Origin of the sequence: Breznakibacter xylanolyticus (assembly GCF_003254275.1) — a bacterium.
In the GTDB taxonomy this organism is placed as follows: Bacteria; Bacteroidota; Bacteroidia; order Bacteroidales; family Marinilabiliaceae; genus Breznakibacter; species Breznakibacter xylanolyticus.
On record NZ_QKZK01000034.1, the window covers coordinates 18,597 to 37,385 of the forward strand.

An 18,789-nucleotide genomic window follows, 5' to 3' on the forward strand; every position below is an offset into this window, starting at 1 on the left:
TATGAACTGGCGAACAGTCAATTGAACAGCGAAGCTGTTTCTCTTCAATTAGAGGATTTCATTGCTCTCGCAAAGCGCTAAAGCGATGACATGTCATTAGTAGATCAAAATGAACATCAAAAAACCAATACCTATCCACTTTGAAACGATTATCTTTGTATAAAGACTTTTAAACATGAACATCCAAGCGAGAAAACTGGTTCTGATAGAGGAATTCATCCGAATTAGTGATGAAAGCCTGATTACCAAACTTGAATCATTGATCAGGCAGGAAAAGAAGGCCATTCATGAAAGAAAATTGACCCCCATGTCCATGAATGAACTCCATCAAATGATTGATCAGGCAAAACAAGATAGCGTTGAGGGTCATGTAATATCGCACCAAGAGATGAAAAAGAAGGTGAAGACATGGCAATAAGGATTGAGTGGTCTCAACAATCTGAAAAACAACTCAAAGAAATCTTCGATTACTACTCTGTTGTTGCGAGTAAAATTATTGCAAGAAAAATAGTCAATGGAATACTTGAGCGGGTTTCCATATTGGAAAGCAATCCTTTTGCTGGTCCCAAAGAAGTGCTGTTAAACAATTACCCCGAAGAATTTAGATATCTGGTGGAAAGCAACTTTAAAATCATATATTGGGAAAATGAAAATCTGATTACCATCGCATCCATATTTGATTGTCGACAGAATCCTGATAAAATCAAAAAGTTGTAGCCAGGCTCAGCCTGAGGAGGTGATGCATGAGTACGGCATCCGCTCGCTGAACCAAACCCCGACAAACAACGGGTCCCAGGTGATTGTGCTGGCGGTGTCGCACAGGGAGTTTCTTGAATTAGACATGCAACAGCACCTGAAAGCCGGAGCGTTGATGTATGATGTGAAGGGGTTCTTTGCCGAGGGAGTGGCGCATGGTAAACTGTGAGGAGTGGAGAAGTGGAAGAGTGGAAAAGTTTAGGAGTGTGGAAGATCGACTGGGTTGAAAACCAGCTTTACAAGTTGGGACGAGCAGATAACGCTTGGTGGATTGAAAAGGTTTACATGAAATTGTAAGTATGAATGATGCGCATTTTTTGCTTCGCAAAGTGACAGAGTCGATTCGCACGAATGACACGAAGCATCCTTTTCTCAATTAGTGGAATTAGTGGACAAAAAAGAATGATCCACGAATGACACCAATGACACGAATTTTTTCTTTCTTAAATTAGAGAAATTAGTGAATTGAAAATCAGCGAAGCTAAATTCGTTGCTTCGCAAAGCGCTAAAGCGATTACGTGGACAAAAACAACTGATCCACGAAATCGGCTTGCACCTTGGTTTACCAAGTAATCGACGCAGTTGCTTTGCCTGGCAAAGAAAGCGCTAAAGCGAATATGCAAACAAAAACTTCAATATATGCACACCATTCACCTCCGAATTGACGACAAAGTGTACGATCATTTCAAATGGTTATTAAATCAATTCAATAAAAACGAGATAGAGATCATTGACGACAAATCCATTAATTCTGAAACTCAGGCTTACCTGCATGCCGAATTAAGGGAGATGAACGAAGGAAAAACTATTTATCATACCATAGATGAGCTAGAACAAAGACTGGAGGATAAAATAAAGGCGCATGAAAATCGTCATTAAAGAGTCGTTCATACATAAGCTTGAATCCCAAGTTGAGTTTATTGCCATGGATAGTCCTCGAAGAGCACGAAAGTTCAAACATGATTTGATCAAAAACTTAAAATCAATTGCTCAGAATCCATACCAATTCCGAAAATCTGTTTATTTCGATAATGATAACATCCGGGATCTTATTTTTAAAGGTTATACAATTGTTTTTAGAATCAACGAAAATGTGGTCGAAGTTTTCGGTTTTGTGAAGTATCAGAACTCTCCATCGTAAAACGCATGTGAAACCGGACATACAGATAACCCTTCGCTGGCGCGCGTTTGCAACGCGTGACTTTGAATTAGCTTATAAATTTTAAAGGATACGGTTCACAGAACCGCGCCAGCGAAGGGCTAAAAACTTATGAACTCAAACAAGCCGAAATGCCTATATTAGAACACGATACAATGATTAAAAACAAGTGATATGAAGTACATGGTCGCTGATTTAATGTTTTCAGCTATCAAAGTCTGGCATGACTCAGGAATGATTTGCATATTGCTGTCGGATCACAAAGAGATCAGATTTCCTGCCTCATTGAACAAACGTCTGGCGAAGGCTTCAGAATCTGAACTTTCAAAAATCGAAATTACTTGTAATGGTACCGGATTGCATTGGCCTGATTTAGATGAAGACCTATCAATCAAGGGGATCATGGAAGGCAGAAATTGAAAACACACGCTTAAGCATGTTTACATCGAGGATGAAAATCATCCATTAACGACTCTCAAAATCATTAAATTTGTATCCTCCAATTGAAAAGGAATGAACTCAGCAGAACTCAAATTAAAAATATTCAGACAAGTAGATGGTCTGGATAAAAGCATGTTGGAAGGTGCTTATGGTTTATTAGCGAATTACATAAACGGTCTGCAATGCGAGTCTGACTGGGAGGCATTGTCAAATACTCAGAAAAATGGTATTTATAAAGCCATGGATGAATTAGCAAATGGGCAACACATATTGAATGATACGGTAATGGATAAATATAAAAAGATGTACCCAAATGAGTAGACAAATCATTTGGTCACCTTCATCCGAAAACGATTTTGCTGAAATACTCGCCTATTTAAAAAGATAGAATTGCCCATTTAGTAATGCTTTATTTTACCAAGTAACCACTCACCATATTCAAATATTAAGGATATATGACACCAGACAAAATCCTCAAAATTTGAAATTTGAATAGCATAAAAATAAAAAAAGATCATCCACGAATGACACCAATGACACGAATCTTTTCTTTCTTAAATTAGTATAATTCGCGAAATTCGCGGACAAAATAAAACAACCAATGACCGACTACGACTTAATTATCCCCCTTCGCTGGCGCGCGTTTGCAACGCGTGATTTTGAATTAGCTTATAAATTTTAAAGGACACGGTTCACAGAACCGCGCCAGCGAAGAAAATTCTTTGCTTCGCAAAGCGGCAAGCCGATTACTTTCCTGCGGTTATCGCCTATGGCGCTTTGCATAGCAAAGAAAGCGTCGATGACGACGATAACTTTTCTATTGCAAAGCGATTAAGTGTAATTCGTGGACAAAAAACATCATCAAATCCAGAGCCGTCAACTTATTAGAATCAGTCCACGATGCTCAAGTTCAGAATTATTTGAAAGCAACTGACTACAAACTTGGTTTGTTGGTTAACTTAGGAGAACAATCACTCAAGTATAAACGGATCGTTTTAGAATCCACGAATTACACTAATTCTTTGCCTGGCAAAGCGACTGCGTCGATTAACACGAAGCATCCTTTCCCTCACTTAGAGTCATTCGTGCAATTAGTGAACAAAATAAATACCAATGACATTCACCCCAAAAATTGCCGTTATCGGCCTCGGCTACGTCGGCTTGCCCCTCGCCCGCCTCTTCTCAACCAAATATGAGACTGTAGGTTTCGACATCAACACAAAGCGTGTCAATGCCCTCATGAACGGCATTGACGACACCCTTGAGGTGAGCAACGAGTTATTGCAACAAGCCATCAAAAACGGCTTCTCCTGCACCTGCAACATGGAACAAATCAAAACTTGTAACGTTTACATTATCACCGTGCCCACCCCCGTGGATCGCAACAACCGCCCCGACTTGACGCCGCTGGTGAAAGCCAGTGAAACGGTTGGCAAGGTCATTACGAAGGGAGACATCGTGATTTATGAGTCAACGGTCTATCCGGGGGCGACGGAGGAAGATTGTATTCCGGTAGTGGAACGGGTTTCGGGTTTAAAGTTCAACGTGGACTTTTTTGCGGGTTATTCGCCTGAACGTATCAATCCCGGCGACAAGGAACACACCGTTGAGAAGATCAAGAAGGTGACTTCAGGTTCGACACCGGAGATTGGCAAGATTGTCAACGACCTGTATGCTTCGGTGATCACGGCCGGGACGCACCTGGCTCCTACCATTAAGGTGGCCGAAGCAGCCAAGGTGATTGAGAACTCGCAGCGCGACATCAACATCGCCTTTGTGAATGAGTTAGCAAAGATATTTAACCGCATGGGTATCGACACACATGCGGTGCTCGAAGCCGCTGCCACCAAGTGGAACTTCCTACCCTTTAAACCCGGTCTCGTAGGGGGGCATTGCATTGGCGTGGATCCCTATTATCTGGCACAAAAAGCCCAAGAGGTGGGCTATCATCCGGAGATTATTTTGGCAGGACGCCGACTCAACGACAGCATGGGGCAGTATGTGGCCTCAGAGGTGGTGAAGATGATGATCAAACAAGGCCTAATGGTGAAAGGCGCCAAAGCCCTCATGTTGGGTATCACCTTTAAGGAGAACTGCCCCGACATACGAAACACCAAAGCCATTGATATTTACAAGGAGTTGGTGGATTACGGCATAGAGGTTGATTTGTATGACCCCTGGGCCAAGCCTGAGGAGGTGATGCATGAATACGGCATCCGCTCGCTGAACCAAACCCCAGCGAACAACGGGTACCAGGTGATTGTGTTAACGGTAGCTCACAATGCGTTTTTGAAACTAAACATGGAGCAGTTCAACGAGCAGGGGGTGTTGATTTATGATGTAAAAGGTTTTTTTGGAGAAGGAATCGCGAATGGCAAACTATAATATTGAAATACAATCGATACATGTCATTGTAGTTTTAAAGGAAATAAACCGAGTCATTAAAAGATACATTAAATCGTTTATACACCACACAATCTCAAAACCCCTGATTATCTTTACAAGCATGTTGACCAAATCAGGTTTAAACAAATAAGTTGAATTGTAAGATTTAAACAGCGAACACAATAGTTAATCATATAAAATGCTCAACAAAACAAAGCTCTTACTGAAGAACAATCTGATTATCGGTACGCTCATCAAAATAAAAGATGTGCTGCCCAACGACTACCGCAAAAAATCGGTACGCATGATGCTATTGTTGTTCCTCAACTCCCTTTTGGAAATGGTGGGTCTGGCAGCCTTTCTGCCGCTTTTTTCCGTGATATTACAACCTGGGATGATACATTCACATCGCCTCCTCAGCCCCATCTACAATACAATCGGTTTTACTTCAGACAATCAGTTTATTCTGGCTTTGGCTGGTATCATTGTATTTTCTATTACGGTTAAAAACACGGCATCCCTTCTTATTGTGCGGACGCAAGCAAAATTCTCACTTACACTTTATCAATACTTTGCCAAACGGTTGCACCAATTCTATTACAGCAAAGGGTTTCCGTTTTTCAAGAAAATCAATTCTAACATTATCTTACGAAACATCAATACCATTCCCTCGCAATTTGCCAACCAAATGGTGTTACCCATGTTTAATTTATTGACTGAATTGATGATTTTGCTATTGATACTCACTGGATTATTGCTGTACGATGCAAAAGCCATCTTTTTGTTAGCCCTAACCATCTTACCTATCTTCTTGATATTCTACAATTGGGTGAAAGGACGATCTTTGAGATTAGAGAATGAAGCAAATTCTATCGCACCGAAGCTCACACAAAGCATTTTTCAAAGCGTACATGGGTTTGCCGATGTGGAGATCACCAACACACAAAAACGCTTCAGCAAAAGAATATCCGATTACATTGGTCAACTGGTGCAACTCAACATCAAGCGTACTGTTTATAATGCGGCTCCCACCAAGGTGATAGAAACAGGGATGGTGATCACCATTTTAGCCATTACAATTTACGGGCTTTATTTCCTACCCGACCGAGCAGGATTGACTGCTTTGCTCGGAATATTTGCATTAGCAGCCTATCGGATTCTTCCATCCGTGAACCGCATTATGCTGGCTTTGATCAGCATCAAAGGGTATCAATTCACTTTTGATGTGATTAACGAAGTAAAAGGATTTACACCAAAACAAACCATTTCTGAAAAGATATTATTTGAACAGGCCATCCATATCAACAACCTCTCATTCCATTTCCCAGACTCCTCAAACAATGTGTTGAACCATATCAACCTAACGATCAACAAAGGCGAATCAATTGGATTCATTGGCACTTCGGGTTCAGGTAAAACCACATTGATGAACCTGTTGTTGGGATTTTGGCAACCCACAGAGGGCAATATTACCATTGACGGGACACAACTGATACCATCAACCTTGCAATCGTGGCGCGTTCGCATAGGCTACGTGCAGCAGGAGGTGTACATCATTGATGCCTCAGTGGCAGAAAATGTGGCTTTTGGATTGACTAACGAAGAAATTGACACAGATAAACTGCAACGAGTACTTCAACAAGCCAGCTTGTGGGAGTTTGTACAATCACTACCTGAAAAAACGAATACCAACATTGGTGAACGAGGTACCAAATTATCGGGGGGACAACGTCAACGAGTAGGCATTTCCAGAGCACTCTACGCCGGAGCCGATGTATTGTTTTTTGATGAAGCAACTTCGGCGCTTGACACACAAACGGAAGAAGAAATTACAGAATCCATTCGTTCTTTGGCCGATGGTAATTTGACTCTTATTATTATTGCCCATCGTAAATCGACCCTTAAATACTGTACTCGTATTGTTAAAATAGAGAAAGGCAATATCCAAGGAGAAATGAAGTACAACGATCTTTTATAATACTATTACCAGTACATAAAAAATGAAAGTATAAATTACCGGAACCGATGGTTTTATCGGTTCACTCTTCACTGAATTGAATTAATAGCACATTAAAGCACTTGCTCAATATAATTCATTTCTTAAACTATTCACCTCTCCGCAATGAAGAGAGCCGAAATAATGTTCAAAATACAATAAGAGATATATTCTTTAATGAATCAACATCCAAGGGATGGCAAGAAATATATATAGTTTACTCTTGAATAAGGATTCGGAAAACAACTTATAATTCGTAATTTTTTGTGATAATCGCAATATATCTACATAATATTACAATATGTTTTTAATTTCACTAAATAATGGAAGAAAAGAATACATTTAGCCACATATTAATAACTCGTTTCAACGTGCCATGGGTAAATGGCAAAAGCCCTGATGATATATGGTTAAAAAATCGAATGGATCTCTTTTTTCAATATTGCTTGCCAAGTGTCTATCAACAAACGAATACTAACTATAATTGGATTATATATTTAGACACCCAAACACCTAATTGGGCATTGCAAAAATTAAAATCAAAAATAAGATCAAATACTTACTTAATAAAAGTTAGCACCTTTGATGTTATGAAGCAGCAAGTTAGCAATGATGTATTAAGTTTATGTGATAATAACTCAAAATTTGTCATTACCTCACGTTTAGATAATGATGACATTATTTCGCCTTTTTTCATCGATTTAATTCAGCAAAACTACAACCCAATACACAATAGTTTTATCAATTTTGATGGTGGAATTTGTTACCATTTGCAAAAACATTTATTTTCTAAATACAAATATATCAACGGCCCGTTTGTATCTAAAATAGAAAATATTGAAAATAAGATAACCACAATAATTGAGCATGATCATACTTCTTTAAATGCCAATTTTCAAATCCATGGTAATCATTGGGTGCAGTTTGTGCACAACAACAACATAAGCAATAGTATTGAAGGGAAAATACTAATTAACAGAAAGATATTAAATGCCAATAAATGGATTGCAAATTTTAATTTGAAATTAAATACGATTAACGCAATATGGTTCAAATTTCAACAAAGTAAAAATAAAATTATCTTTTTAACAAAAAGAATAATCAATAAAATAATTCACCTTGTGAAATGAAAACACTTTGCCTCTACACAGCCCAATACCCTTATGGTGTTGGAGAGCAATTTATTGAAACCGAAATCAAATACCTAGCAGCAGCATATACTGAAGTATTGATTTTCGCTGCAAATGGAGCAGGCATCCAAAGAGCATTGCCCGATAATGTAAAGGTGATCCAACTTGAGAATACAAAAAACTATTCCACAAGCAAAGGTGTTGCTTCATTAGGTAGATGGTTTTTTAGCTGTTTGAGCGATACCTTAAAGCAAAACAATCAAAAGATGGCTTGGAGTAATCTTTTGCGTTTTGCATACTCTGCAAAAGTATTACATCGATATTTGACTACTAATCATTTGACCCATGCAGTCCATTACACCTATTGGTTTGACGATTGGAGCACCTGCCTTTCGATTTTAGTATCCAATGGGATCATTAAAGGCTATGTTTCCAGAGCGCATGGATTTGATTTATACCATGATAGAAGAATAAATGGATACATCCCTTACCGTTTGTTTCAATTGAATCATGTTTCCAAACTTGTGCTTATTTCGCAAGATGGAAAGAATTATATGGAAATGCATTATCCGCAATACAAGGATAAGTATGAATTATCGTACTTGGGCGTGGAGAATTGGTTACCATTTAAGGCTGAAGTGAATACCAATCCGCAATATTTAGTTGTAAGTTGCTCACGAATGGTAGATATTAAACGTGTCGATTTGATTGTTAAATCATTGGCTCTTATTCATGAAATACCTATTAAATGGGTACACTTTGGGGGAGGCGAGTTGTTTGAAGAGACTAAAAAAATGGCTATCGAGCTGTTGCCCCAAAATGTGGAATGGGAATTTACAGGGCATGTTGATAACCAAGATATATATCGGTTTTATCAAGAACATCATCCTGATTGTTTTATCAACGTTTCTTCATCCGAAGGATTACCAGTTACATTAATGGAAGCAATTAGTTATGGTATTCCGGTAATTGCGACCAATGTAGGAGGCACGGCAGAAATTGCAAATAAGGAAACTGGAATACTTTTAGTTAAAGATCCTATCATTGATGAAATTGCAAATTCATTAAAATCATTTCTGAAACAAAAAGCCAGAAATATCAATTTTCGTGAAAGTGTGTACCTTTATTGGCAAAGGACATTCAATGCAAACACCAATTATCAGCTTTTTTCCAATCAACTCAATGAGATCAATCATTAAGTATTGCAGACATTTAATTCAGCTGCTACGTATAGAATGGATTATTGAAATAAATTATCCGAAGAATTACCGTAGTGGAAAAATAAGATCTTTGATCAATCCTAATCTTTTAAAAAAAACAACCGGACTTTTTATAGAAGAACACGTGATTATTAAAAATCCAAACATCAAGATAGGTAAGCATACTTATATTGGAAACAATACTCAAATAGATTCTTGTTCTTGTATTGGTGCTTTTTGTTCAATTTCTTCCAATGTAAAAATAGGGATGAGGAATCACCCTTTGGATTATATTAGTACATCACCAGTTTTTTATAGTAGCTATAGGAATTGGTGTCAAAAGAGTACATTCGATGAAAAGGATATTAAAACCGTTATCATAGAAGATGATGTTTTGATTTCAGCTAACGTAATAGTTTTGAATGGTGTAACCATTGGCCGTGGAGCGGTTATTGGAGCAGGATCTGTTGTTACCAAGGATGTTCCTCCTTATGCGATAATTGCAGGCATTCCGGCTAAGATTATTCGATATAGATTCTCAGATGACATGATTCAGAGAATTGAATTATCTCGTTGGTGGGAAAAGAGTGATGAGATATTAAAATCAGCACTTATCTATGCCAATAATCCAGAACTCTTTATTTCAAAAATATAATATGCTTATCTCTATCATTATCCCATGCCACAATGTAGACGATTACATTGTGGAATGCGTGGTCTCTGCCTTCAACCAAACCTTCAAAAACATCGAAGTCATTTGCATCGACAACAACTCTTCCGATCAAACCTTGGCGAAATTGGAGAAATTGAGGACCACATATCCGTTTTTGGTTATCGACCGGGAATTTAAGCCCGGCGCGTCTGCCGCCCGCAATAAAGGGTTAACATTGGCAAAAGGGGGATGGATTCAATTTTTGGATGCCGACGATTTATTATTACCGAGCAAAATTGAGCACCAGGTTTCATTAATTGATGATTCATTTTCGTTTATTGTGGGCGCTTGCATATATAAAAGTAAGTATTCTGAGAATAAATTTATTCCAAATAAAAACGCCAATATTTGGGAAAACCTTGCAAAAGTTCATCTTGGAAATACTTGTTGTAATTTATTTTCAAAAAAGTGGCTAATTGAAGTTTCCGGTTGGAATGAAGAACTAAAAAGTAGCCAGGAATATGACTTGATGTTTAGGATTCTTAAGAAGAATTGCAGAGTTAGATATGATAACGAGGCATTAACCATTATAAACCAGGTTGAAAATTCTATCACTCGAAAGCCGGAAAATATTGTAAACAACATTGTTCGAAGGGCAAAATTATTAAATCAAATTCTAGAATTTACAAAGAAAAGTTCAATTTCGTCCAGCTCAATTAAAGAGATTGAACAAGCATTATTTGATGTAGTTAGAGAAATGTATTTATACGACTCAAATGAATCTATTAAAATGTATCAAGGTTTTTTTAATGGTAAATACAATCCTATAATCAGTTCGGCAACATCTAAGAAATATATTTATATCCATCGTATTATTGGTTTTAAATTTTCTAATCTTATCATAAACAAAACAAAAAGATTAATTAAACATTAATAAAAATGATTTATCTAACCTATGGCAATCAATCCGCAGGAGTCTATTCAAGTTACGTAACAGACGTCTGTCATTATTGGAAAGAAGAATTCGATGTTAATGTTAAAATCATAGCATTTGTTTCAATACGAAATTTTATAAAAACAAGAAAAGAGAGAAAAAATCTATACAGAAATTCAATAATACTACCACAATTACCGAAACAGCAACTATGGTGGCTAAATATATTAACTCTTGTTATTTTATGGCCTTTTTTTGGTTCAAGAAAAGTAATCGCATTAAGTCCAATAGCAGGTAATTTTGCTAAGTGGTTAAAAAAATTGGGACTTATAAACACATACATATATGATTCAGAAGGAGCAACTGCAGCTGAGTGGAATGAATATAATGTTGTAAGTTCAAATTACTTAAAAAGTAAAGCATATTCCTTAGAGAAAAATGCACTCATGGGTGCTTATAAAATAAGAACAGTATCTTTAAAAATGGTAGAATACTGGAAAAACCAATTAAATTTCACACCACAAAATTTTGTTGTCATCCCTTGTAAGCTAAATCAGATTTTTGTTTCAAAACTACCAACAGAACAAGAACTAATAATTCAAAGAAAAAAATTAGGATATAATGATAATGATATAATATTCTGCTATGCAGGTTCTTCTGCCGGATGGCAATCACTAGACCTTCTTTCAAGTTATTTTGAAGTACTACTGAGTGAAAATATAAGTTTTAAATTTCTCTTTTTAACAGATGCACTACCAAATTCAATATCACTGTATAATAAATATCCTCAAAGAGTTAATGTTATACATGTTGCCTATAATGAAGTACAAAAATATATGCAATTATGTGATTATGGAACACTAATTAGAGAGTCATCAATTACAAATATGGTAGCTGCACCAACAAAATACGCAGAATATCTTGCATGTGGATTGAAAGTAATTATTAGCAATCAAGTAGGAGACTACAGTGAATTTACAAAAAAAATGAATGCGGGTTTAATTATTAATGAATCGTTTAGCATCAGTTCTGGCGAATTATTAAAACCAAATTATGAAGAGAAGGTAAGAATGAATGAATTAGCAAAAAAATATTTCACAAAAGAAAACTTTAAAAAAGAATATCAAGTACTATTAAGCTAAATACATACTCCAATAATGAAAAGAAAAGTATTAATTGTTTTTGGAACCCGACCTGAAGCAATAAAAATGGCTCCACTAATAAAAGTCATGGAAAAAAACAAAGATTTAATAGACTTTAAGGTATGCATTACAGCTCAACATAGAGAAATGTTAGATCAAGTATTAAAAATATTTGATCTAACAGCAGATTTTGATTTAGATTTAATGAAACCCGGGCAAGATCTGACTGATATCACTATTGGAATTCTGAAAGGTATTAAACCCATCATAGAGGAGTACCAACCAAATTTGGTTTTGGTACATGGAGATACTAGTACAAGTACAGCTACAGCACTTGCTGCTTTTTACAAACAAATTCCAGTAGGACACATTGAAGCTGGTTTACGAACAAACGATATTTATTCTCCATGGCCAGAGGAAATGAACAGGCAAATAACTGGGCGAATATCGACATTTCATTTTGCACCTACAGAATGGGCTGCAAACAATCTCAAAAGGGAAAATGTTAATATTAATAACATTTTTATCACGGGAAATACAGTAATAGATGCTCTACATTTTGCGATAGATAGAATTAAAAATAATATCATAATTGAAACCGATATTATCAAACTACTTAAACAAGAGATACCCAATTTTGAAAAAATAAAGGATAAGAAAATCATATTAGTTACTGGACATCGAAGAGAAAATTTTGGTAGTGGCTTTTTAAATATATGCGAAGCACTCAAAGAAATAGCAAGTCAACACGATGATGTTGAAATAATATACCCAGTACATTTAAACCCGAATGTTCAACAACCGGTCAATAAGTTACTAGGAAATATTCAGAATATACACTTGACGGCTCCACTTGAATACCTACATTTTATTTATTTAATGCATATATCTTATTTCGTACTTACGGACAGTGGTGGAATACAAGAAGAAGCACCTGGGTTTGGAAAACCAGTATTAGTAATGCGAAATACGACAGAAAGACCAGAAGGAATAAGTGCAGGAACAGTAAAACTTGTTGGGACTGATAAAACTAATATAATTAAAGAATCAACTTCTTTAATCGAAGATCAGCATTATTACGAATTAATGGCCAAAGCAACAAATCCTTATGGTAATGGGAAAGCATCCGAATTAATATTCCAACACATTATCAACAACATATAACTAATATATGAAAGAAAGTCAATTGCATTTATGAAGTTCAACAGAATCCACAAATATGGTTGTCTATTGGATCATTGAATTGGCATAAACTAGAAAATAAAACCAAAACTAAAGCATATCTCTTAACACATCCAATGTGGTTTTTCAGTTGGACCAGTTTACCTCTTTTTTTTAAACACAAAATACTTTTAAAACAAAGAAATATTGAATTGATTCTTCTGAACAACAGTAAAAGAGAACATCTATTTGCTAAAATAATGGGATTTAAATCTTTTTTTATAAATCAAAATATTAATGTATGTGAACATCAATTCAGAATCAAACCAGCAGAAAAAAAATATGATGCCATTTATATAGCTGCCGCAAAACAATATAAACGTATTCATCTAGCAAAATTAATAAAGCGTCTTTATATTGTCACTTATTTTTGGCCAGATATTAGAGATAAAAATGGCAAATGGGATCTACATAAATTTGAACCAGCAATTAAACATGCTGACTTCAATAACGAACGCATTGATGCTACTGAAATAAACAAAAAATTAAATGAAAGCAAATGTGGATTAGCATTATCTAAAAAAGAAGGTGCAATGTTAGCTGTAATGGAGTATCTGTATGCAGGTTTACCTGTTGTTTCAACTAATTCCATCGGAGGTAGAGATTTATATTTACATCCTGACTATTCAATAATTGTTAAAGATAATCCTCTTGCTGTTTTAAATGGAGTTAATAACATTATTTCACGAAACATTAATCCAGACATAATCAGAGAGAAAACTTTAGAAATAGTTGAGCAAGGAAGAAAAAAATTCTTCAACCTATGTAAAGAACTAAGTTCTGATAACAATGAATTTCCAGATTATGAACAATTCAAGTCAAAATTGTGGGGTAGTCCGATTGGTTTAGAATCTAATAGAATAATATGATGCGTCTCGCCCTCCTTACCGACGGCATCTACCCCATCATCATGGGTGGAATGCAAAAACACAGTTATTATCTGGCGAAATACTTCGCACGTAAAGGAATTGAAGTCGATGTGTATCATGCCATCCCTAATGGAACGCTAACAGAAAACCAAACGGCAGTATTTTCGGATGATGAATTAAAATACCTCCATTTTATTCCGATTCATTTCCCCCGCAACCACCATTTCCCGGGGCATTATATTTGGGAGAGTTATCTATACTCCAAACAGGTGTATCAACAGTTTGTTAAGCAACAGGCTGTTGATTTTGTTTATGCGCAGGGGTTCTCGGGATGGAGGTTGCTGGTAAATAAACGCAAAGGCGCAATGAGGCAGAGGAAAAAAAATGATATTCCTGTAGGGATTAATTTTCACGGACTGGAAATGTTTCAAAAGGCGCCCAACTTGCGTGTGAAACTAGAGCATTTATTGTTGCGGCCATGGGTAAAGAAGAACTTACGAATGGCTGATGTCATTTTTTCGTTGGGAGGACGGTTAACCCCTATACAACAAAGTATAGCACCTTCCTCTATAATCATTGATATTCCTAATGGGATATCGGATAGTTGGATCACCACAACAGTTTCAAAAAAAAATAACACAGTGGTTCAGTTCGTATTTATTGGTCGCTATGAGCGACGTAAAGGCATTGAAGAACTGACCTCCGTTTTAACAGAGTTGTCAACAACCCATCCGAATTCATTCACGTGTCATTTTATTGGTCCTATACCAGAAGAGAAACGACTACACAACGATTCAAATGTAGTTTATCATGGCTCCATAAGAGAGGAATCAGGGATTAAAAGCATATTAAGAGAAACGGATGTATTGTTGTGTCCTTCATGGAGCGAAGGGATGCCAACTGTAATACTCGAAGCCATGGCGTGTGGTTGTGCCATCATTGCCAGCGATGTAGGGGCAGTACGAGATCAGGTGGGGGGAGATAATGGCATATTGATAGTTCCCGGCAACAAACAACAACTCAAGGATGCCATGGTTAGAATGATACAAATGGACAAGACCGAATTACAAAGCATGCAACAAGCCTCCATCGATAAAGTGAAATCAAAATTCTTATGGGACGATATCATTGATGACACCATCAAAATCATCGACAACATGGTCAACAACAACACCCAATGATACAGCAATTATTGAAAGAGAAAAAACTTTATTGGACATTGCTGTTCTGGGTTGCCGTAGGCATCTTTACCGGCCCGTTGGTGTATGTGGTCGTTCCCCTGCACTTGCTTATGCTACACAAAAAAGGGGAATGGCTGATAGTATTGTTGGGTTTGTGGCTGATATTCACGCTCAGCGACAGCCGACAGGGTATGTTTCGTTTTGCCCAGTCGGTGAAGCCCATCCTGATGGCATTGGCAGGCGTATTGTACTTTACAGGCAATGATGCGCACAAACAACATGGTTTTTTAACGCCTTTTATCCCCTTTTTCATCATAGCCGGATGGGCATGGTTCGACAGCCCGGTAGCCATGGATTCGCTACAAAAAACGGTCAGTTATTCGTTGCTGTTGCTGGTCATCCCTTGGTTGGTATCCAACCTTTTGGAACAAGATCGGGATAGCATGCTGCGTCACCTTATCTTGTTGGGTGCATTGGTGTTGGTCATTGGCATCGTATTGCATTTTGCCTATCCGGGCTTTGTGATTTTTAAAGGCGAACGTTTCTCGGGGTTACTAGGCAACCCCAATGGTTTGGGTATTTATTCGTTTATGTTTCTGTGCCTTACCACGCTCATCTTCACCTACCACCCCACCCTGTTTCAACGAGGTGAAAAAATAGTGGTGTACGTAATAATCGCCCTGTCGCTTATTTGGTGCGGATCAAGGGGAGGCATCTTCTCCTCTGCCCTGTTTTTGGCGGGATGGTTCCTCTTCCGCCACAATGTCACGTTGGGCTTTGTGGTGATGACGTTGGTGTTTGCTTCGTACCAATTGGTGACGGCCAACTTTGTAGAGATTGTTACGTCAATGGGTCTTCAGGATTATTTCAGATTAGATACCCTTGAAACGGGTTCTGGCCGCCTGGTGGCACGAGAGTTTGCCTGGAAACACATTGAAACGCAGTATTGGATGGGCAAGGGGTTTGGTTACACCGAATACTTGATGCACAAGTTTAAGGATTACTTTTTGAACAAGGGGCATCAGGGGAATGTGCACAACAGCTACCTCACCATCTGGCTCGATACCGGGTTATTAGGACTGATTGCTTTTTGTTGGGGGTGGTTGCGCAACTTCATGCGGGCAGCGGCTTTTTCTCCATTGGTGTGGGCGGTGTTGTTTGGTTTGTTGCTCACCACCACAGTAGAATCGTGGCTGGCGGCCTCGTTGAACCCGTTTACGATACAGTTGGTGATAGTGTTGAGTTTGCTGGGGAATGGGAGGTTTTATGAGAGAAGAGGATAACCGCAGAGGGAGAAGGGAGAAGAGTTTAACCGCGGAGGGCGCAAAGGGAAGAACGCAAAGGGCGCAAAGGGTTTTTCTTAGCGAACTTGGCGTGGGTTTGGCGTTTTGGCGGTAAAAAGTTAACCGCAGAGGGCGCGAAGGGAGGAACGCGAAGGGCGCAAAGGGTTTTTCTTGGCGAGCTTGGCGTGGGTTTGGCGTCTTGGCGGTAAAAAACTTAACCACAGAGGGCGCGGAAAAGAGTTAACCGCGAAGGGCGCAAAGGGTTTTTCTTGGCGAGCTTGGCGTGGGCTTGGCGTCTTGGCGGTAAAAAACTTAACCACAGAGGGCGCGGAGAAGAGTTAACCGCGAAGAGCGCAAAGGGAAGAACGCGAAGGGCGCAAAGGGTTTTTCTTGGCGAACTTGGCGTGGGCTTGGCGTTTTGGCGGTAAAAAACTTAAACACAGAGGGCGCGGAGAAGAGTTAACCGCGAAGAGCGCAAAGGGAAGAACGCGAAGGGCGCAAAGGGTTTTTCTTGGCGAACATGGCGTGGGCTTGGCGTCTTGGCGGTAAGAGTTTAACCGCAGAGGGCGCGGAGAAGAGTTAACCGCGAAAAGCGCAAAGGGAAGAACGCGAAGGGCGCAAAGGGTTTTTCTTGGCGAGCTTGGCGTGGGCTTGGCGACTTGGCGGTAAGAAGAGTTAACCGCAGAGGGCGCTGAGGGAAGAACGCGAAGGGCGCAAAGTATTTTCTTGGCGAGCTTGGCGTGGGCTTGGCGTCTTGGCGGTAAAGAAGAGTTAACCGTAGAGGCGCAAAGGTTTTTTCTTAGCGAGCTTAACGACACCTTGGCGGTAAAAATAATCAAAGACAAACCAGCTACAAACAGAGGTTTTATCAATGAATCAACCCAAAGGAGAATAAAACATAAGCAAAAAAATGCTGACAGTTTCCGATATAGAATTAATTGTGGCGAGTGGAGAAGGCTACAATGCGGAGTTTAAGGTGAGCGTTCCTTCCAAAGTAAGGGAATTGAGCGAAGAAGTATGTGCTTTTGCCAACGCCTCGGGGGGTGTCATCCTCATCGGAATCAATGACAACAATGAACTAAAGGGAGTTACCATAGACAATGCCAAACGCTCGGCGATCCAAAATTCAATCAATGAGATCACGCCACATCTGCCATGTAGCATCACCACAATAGATTTCAAAGGCATCCCCATTTGCGTGATAGAAGTCCCTTCGGGCAACAATAAGCCATACGTCCTATCGGGAGCAGTGTACATTCGCATTGGTCCCAATTCACAAAAGCTGACAACAGCCGAGCAGATGAGAGATTTCTTTCATCAAACGGGGAAGATCTATTTTGACGAAACGGAATGTAGACAATTCGATATCCAGAGAGATCTTGATAATGAATTTGTCAAACAGTTTAAAGAGACAGCTCATTTATTTGAGAACACACCGGATGAACAAATATTCAAGAATCTAAAGCTGACCACCGAATCGGGTCATTTCAAAAATGGATCAGTGCTTTTTTTTGGAAAAGATCCGGAAAAGCAATTCGAGAAGGCGGTCGTGCGGTGCGTGGCATTTAAAGGAACAGACAAAAGGTTTATCGTAGATGACAAAATATTTGGAGGGTTGCTTTATTCACAATATACCAAGTCGATACAATGGATCAAGGAAAAAATCAACATTGGCTATGACATCGAAGGACAAGGCTCAGGCCCCAGAAAAGAGATATGGGAAATACCGGAAACGGTATTTAAAGAAGCGATCATCAATTGTTTAGCACATCGTGATTATTTAGACAAGGGAGCCTGCACCATGATAGAACTCTATGACGACAGGATAGTGATCAGTAATCCGGGAGGTTTAGCAGCAGCCATTAACCGATCCGATTTTGGGAAACGCAGTTACTCTCGAAATCCATTAATATTTGGTCTGTTTGCGAGAATGCGATTGGTTGAGCAAGTCGGTTCAGGCATTATCCGCATGAATGCATTGATGCAAGATTGCGGATTGCTAATTCCTGAATATGAAACAGAAGGTATGTTTACCATCACACTTCATCGCCCTCACCAGATAACAAAAGATCTAGGGGATAAACTAGGGGATAAACTAGGGGATAAACTAGGGGATAAACTAGGGGATAAAGAAACTGACGATACCAGAAATAGAATCATCAGCATTATCAACAGTAAAGCAACCATCACGATCCCCCAAATAGCAGAATTATTAAACATGAGCCCGAAAGGCGTTGAATATCATTTTGCAGAAATGAAAAAAGAAGGCCTCCTCAGTCGAGAAGGATCGAGAAAAGCAGGAATGTGGAAAATAAATAAAAAGGGATAGCGACTTGGCGGTAAGAAGAGTTAACCGCAGAGGGCGCGAAGGGAGGAACGCAAAGGGCGCAAAGGTTTTTTCTTGGCGAGCTTGGCGTGGGCTTGGCGTCTTGGCGGTAAGA

At 38.7% G+C, this 18,789-nt stretch carries 20 protein-coding genes; all 20 read left to right on the forward strand.

Annotation, left to right across the window (positions count from 1 at the left end):
* Window positions 1–175: 175 nt before the first annotated feature.
* The 20 genes from LX69_RS14655 to LX69_RS14750 all read left to right on the forward strand — a co-directional run bounded on the left by LX69_RS14655 (window position 176) and on the right by LX69_RS14750 (window position 18,677).
* Window positions 176–418 carry a hypothetical protein gene (locus LX69_RS14655; protein ID WP_111446800.1) on the forward strand — a complete coding sequence of 81 codons (243 nt, stop codon included), beginning with the start codon at window positions 176–178 and terminating at the stop codon, window positions 416–418.
* Window positions 409–717, forward strand: a complete 309-nt coding sequence (locus LX69_RS18395; RefSeq protein WP_111446801.1) for a type II toxin-antitoxin system RelE/ParE family toxin — start codon at window positions 409–411, stop codon at window positions 715–717. Before LX69_RS14655 ends, LX69_RS18395 begins: the two co-directional genes overlap by 10 nt.
* Window positions 677–925: a Rossmann-fold NAD(P)-binding domain-containing protein gene (locus LX69_RS14665; RefSeq protein WP_221621373.1), complete on the forward strand. Its 249-nt coding sequence runs from the start codon at window positions 677–679 to the stop codon at window positions 923–925. Before LX69_RS18395 ends, LX69_RS14665 begins: the two co-directional genes overlap by 41 nt.
* Window positions 926–1,395: 470 nt before the next feature.
* Window positions 1,396–1,635, forward strand: a complete 240-nt coding sequence (locus LX69_RS14670) for a tRNA pseudouridine synthase A (RefSeq protein ID WP_185741721.1) — start codon at window positions 1,396–1,398, stop codon at window positions 1,633–1,635.
* A gap of 46 nt (window positions 1,636–1,681) precedes the next feature.
* The gene (locus tag LX69_RS18400) at window positions 1,682–1,897 is read left to right on the forward strand and encodes a type II toxin-antitoxin system RelE/ParE family toxin (protein WP_394336325.1); all 216 of its coding nucleotides are present in this window, start codon (window positions 1,682–1,684) and stop codon (window positions 1,895–1,897) included.
* 192 nt (window positions 1,898–2,089) lie between these two features.
* Window positions 2,090–2,335 (forward strand): DUF2442 domain-containing protein, encoded by a 246-nt coding sequence (locus LX69_RS14680; protein ID WP_111446804.1) that lies wholly within the window; start codon window positions 2,090–2,092, stop codon window positions 2,333–2,335.
* 93 nt (window positions 2,336–2,428) lie between these two features.
* Window positions 2,429–2,677: a hypothetical protein gene (locus LX69_RS14685; protein WP_111446805.1), complete on the forward strand. Its 249-nt coding sequence runs from the start codon at window positions 2,429–2,431 to the stop codon at window positions 2,675–2,677.
* Between the two features lie 539 nt (window positions 2,678–3,216).
* Entirely contained in the window at window positions 3,217–3,552 is a 336-nt protein-coding gene (locus LX69_RS18405) for a GxxExxY protein (RefSeq protein ID WP_394336326.1), read from the forward strand.
* The gene (locus LX69_RS14695; protein ID WP_111446807.1) at window positions 3,470–4,741 is read left to right on the forward strand and encodes a nucleotide sugar dehydrogenase; all 1,272 of its coding nucleotides are present in this window, start codon (window positions 3,470–3,472) and stop codon (window positions 4,739–4,741) included. Before LX69_RS18405 ends, LX69_RS14695 begins: the two co-directional genes overlap by 83 nt.
* Before the next feature lie 199 nt (window positions 4,742–4,940).
* On the forward strand, window positions 4,941–6,719 hold the full coding sequence (locus tag LX69_RS14700; protein WP_111446808.1) for an ABC transporter ATP-binding protein: 1,779 nt from the start codon (window positions 4,941–4,943) through the stop codon (window positions 6,717–6,719).
* Between the two features lie 341 nt (window positions 6,720–7,060).
* The gene (locus tag LX69_RS14705; RefSeq protein ID WP_111446809.1) at window positions 7,061–7,867 is read left to right on the forward strand and encodes a glycosyltransferase; all 807 of its coding nucleotides are present in this window, start codon (window positions 7,061–7,063) and stop codon (window positions 7,865–7,867) included.
* The gene (locus LX69_RS14710; RefSeq protein ID WP_111446810.1) at window positions 7,864–9,066 is read left to right on the forward strand and encodes a glycosyltransferase; all 1,203 of its coding nucleotides are present in this window, start codon (window positions 7,864–7,866) and stop codon (window positions 9,064–9,066) included. Before LX69_RS14705 ends, LX69_RS14710 begins: the two co-directional genes overlap by 4 nt.
* Window positions 9,050–9,721 (forward strand): CatB-related O-acetyltransferase, encoded by a 672-nt coding sequence (locus LX69_RS18305; protein ID WP_146260759.1) that lies wholly within the window; start codon window positions 9,050–9,052, stop codon window positions 9,719–9,721. The genes LX69_RS14710 and LX69_RS18305 overlap by 17 nt, the downstream gene beginning before the upstream one ends.
* A complete protein-coding gene (locus LX69_RS14720; protein WP_111446812.1) occupies window positions 9,684–10,652 on the forward strand; it encodes a glycosyltransferase family 2 protein in 969 nt (322 codons plus the stop codon). Before LX69_RS18305 ends, LX69_RS14720 begins: the two co-directional genes overlap by 38 nt.
* A 5-nt stretch (window positions 10,653–10,657) precedes the next feature.
* Window positions 10,658–11,794, forward strand: coding sequence for a glycosyltransferase family protein (locus LX69_RS14725; RefSeq protein WP_111446813.1), 1,137 nt, complete (start codon window positions 10,658–10,660; stop codon window positions 11,792–11,794).
* A gap of 15 nt (window positions 11,795–11,809) precedes the next feature.
* Window positions 11,810–12,958 (forward strand): non-hydrolyzing UDP-N-acetylglucosamine 2-epimerase, encoded by a 1,149-nt coding sequence (wecB, locus tag LX69_RS14730; RefSeq protein ID WP_111446814.1) that lies wholly within the window; start codon window positions 11,810–11,812, stop codon window positions 12,956–12,958.
* 59 nt (window positions 12,959–13,017) lie between these two features.
* Window positions 13,018–13,884 carry a glycosyltransferase gene (locus LX69_RS14735; protein WP_146260760.1) on the forward strand — a complete coding sequence of 289 codons (867 nt, stop codon included), beginning with the start codon at window positions 13,018–13,020 and terminating at the stop codon, window positions 13,882–13,884.
* Window positions 13,885–13,925: 41 nt separating this feature from the next.
* On the forward strand, window positions 13,926–15,065 hold the full coding sequence (locus tag LX69_RS14740; RefSeq protein ID WP_245935036.1) for a glycosyltransferase family 4 protein: 1,140 nt from the start codon (window positions 13,926–13,928) through the stop codon (window positions 15,063–15,065).
* The gene (locus LX69_RS14745; RefSeq protein WP_111446816.1) at window positions 15,062–16,348 is read left to right on the forward strand and encodes an O-antigen ligase family protein; all 1,287 of its coding nucleotides are present in this window, start codon (window positions 15,062–15,064) and stop codon (window positions 16,346–16,348) included. The genes LX69_RS14740 and LX69_RS14745 overlap by 4 nt, the downstream gene beginning before the upstream one ends.
* Window positions 16,349–17,258: 910 nt before the next feature.
* Window positions 17,259–18,677 (forward strand): RNA-binding domain-containing protein, encoded by a 1,419-nt coding sequence (locus tag LX69_RS14750; protein WP_111446817.1) that lies wholly within the window; start codon window positions 17,259–17,261, stop codon window positions 18,675–18,677.
* The last annotated feature ends 112 nt before the right edge of the window (window positions 18,678–18,789 follow it).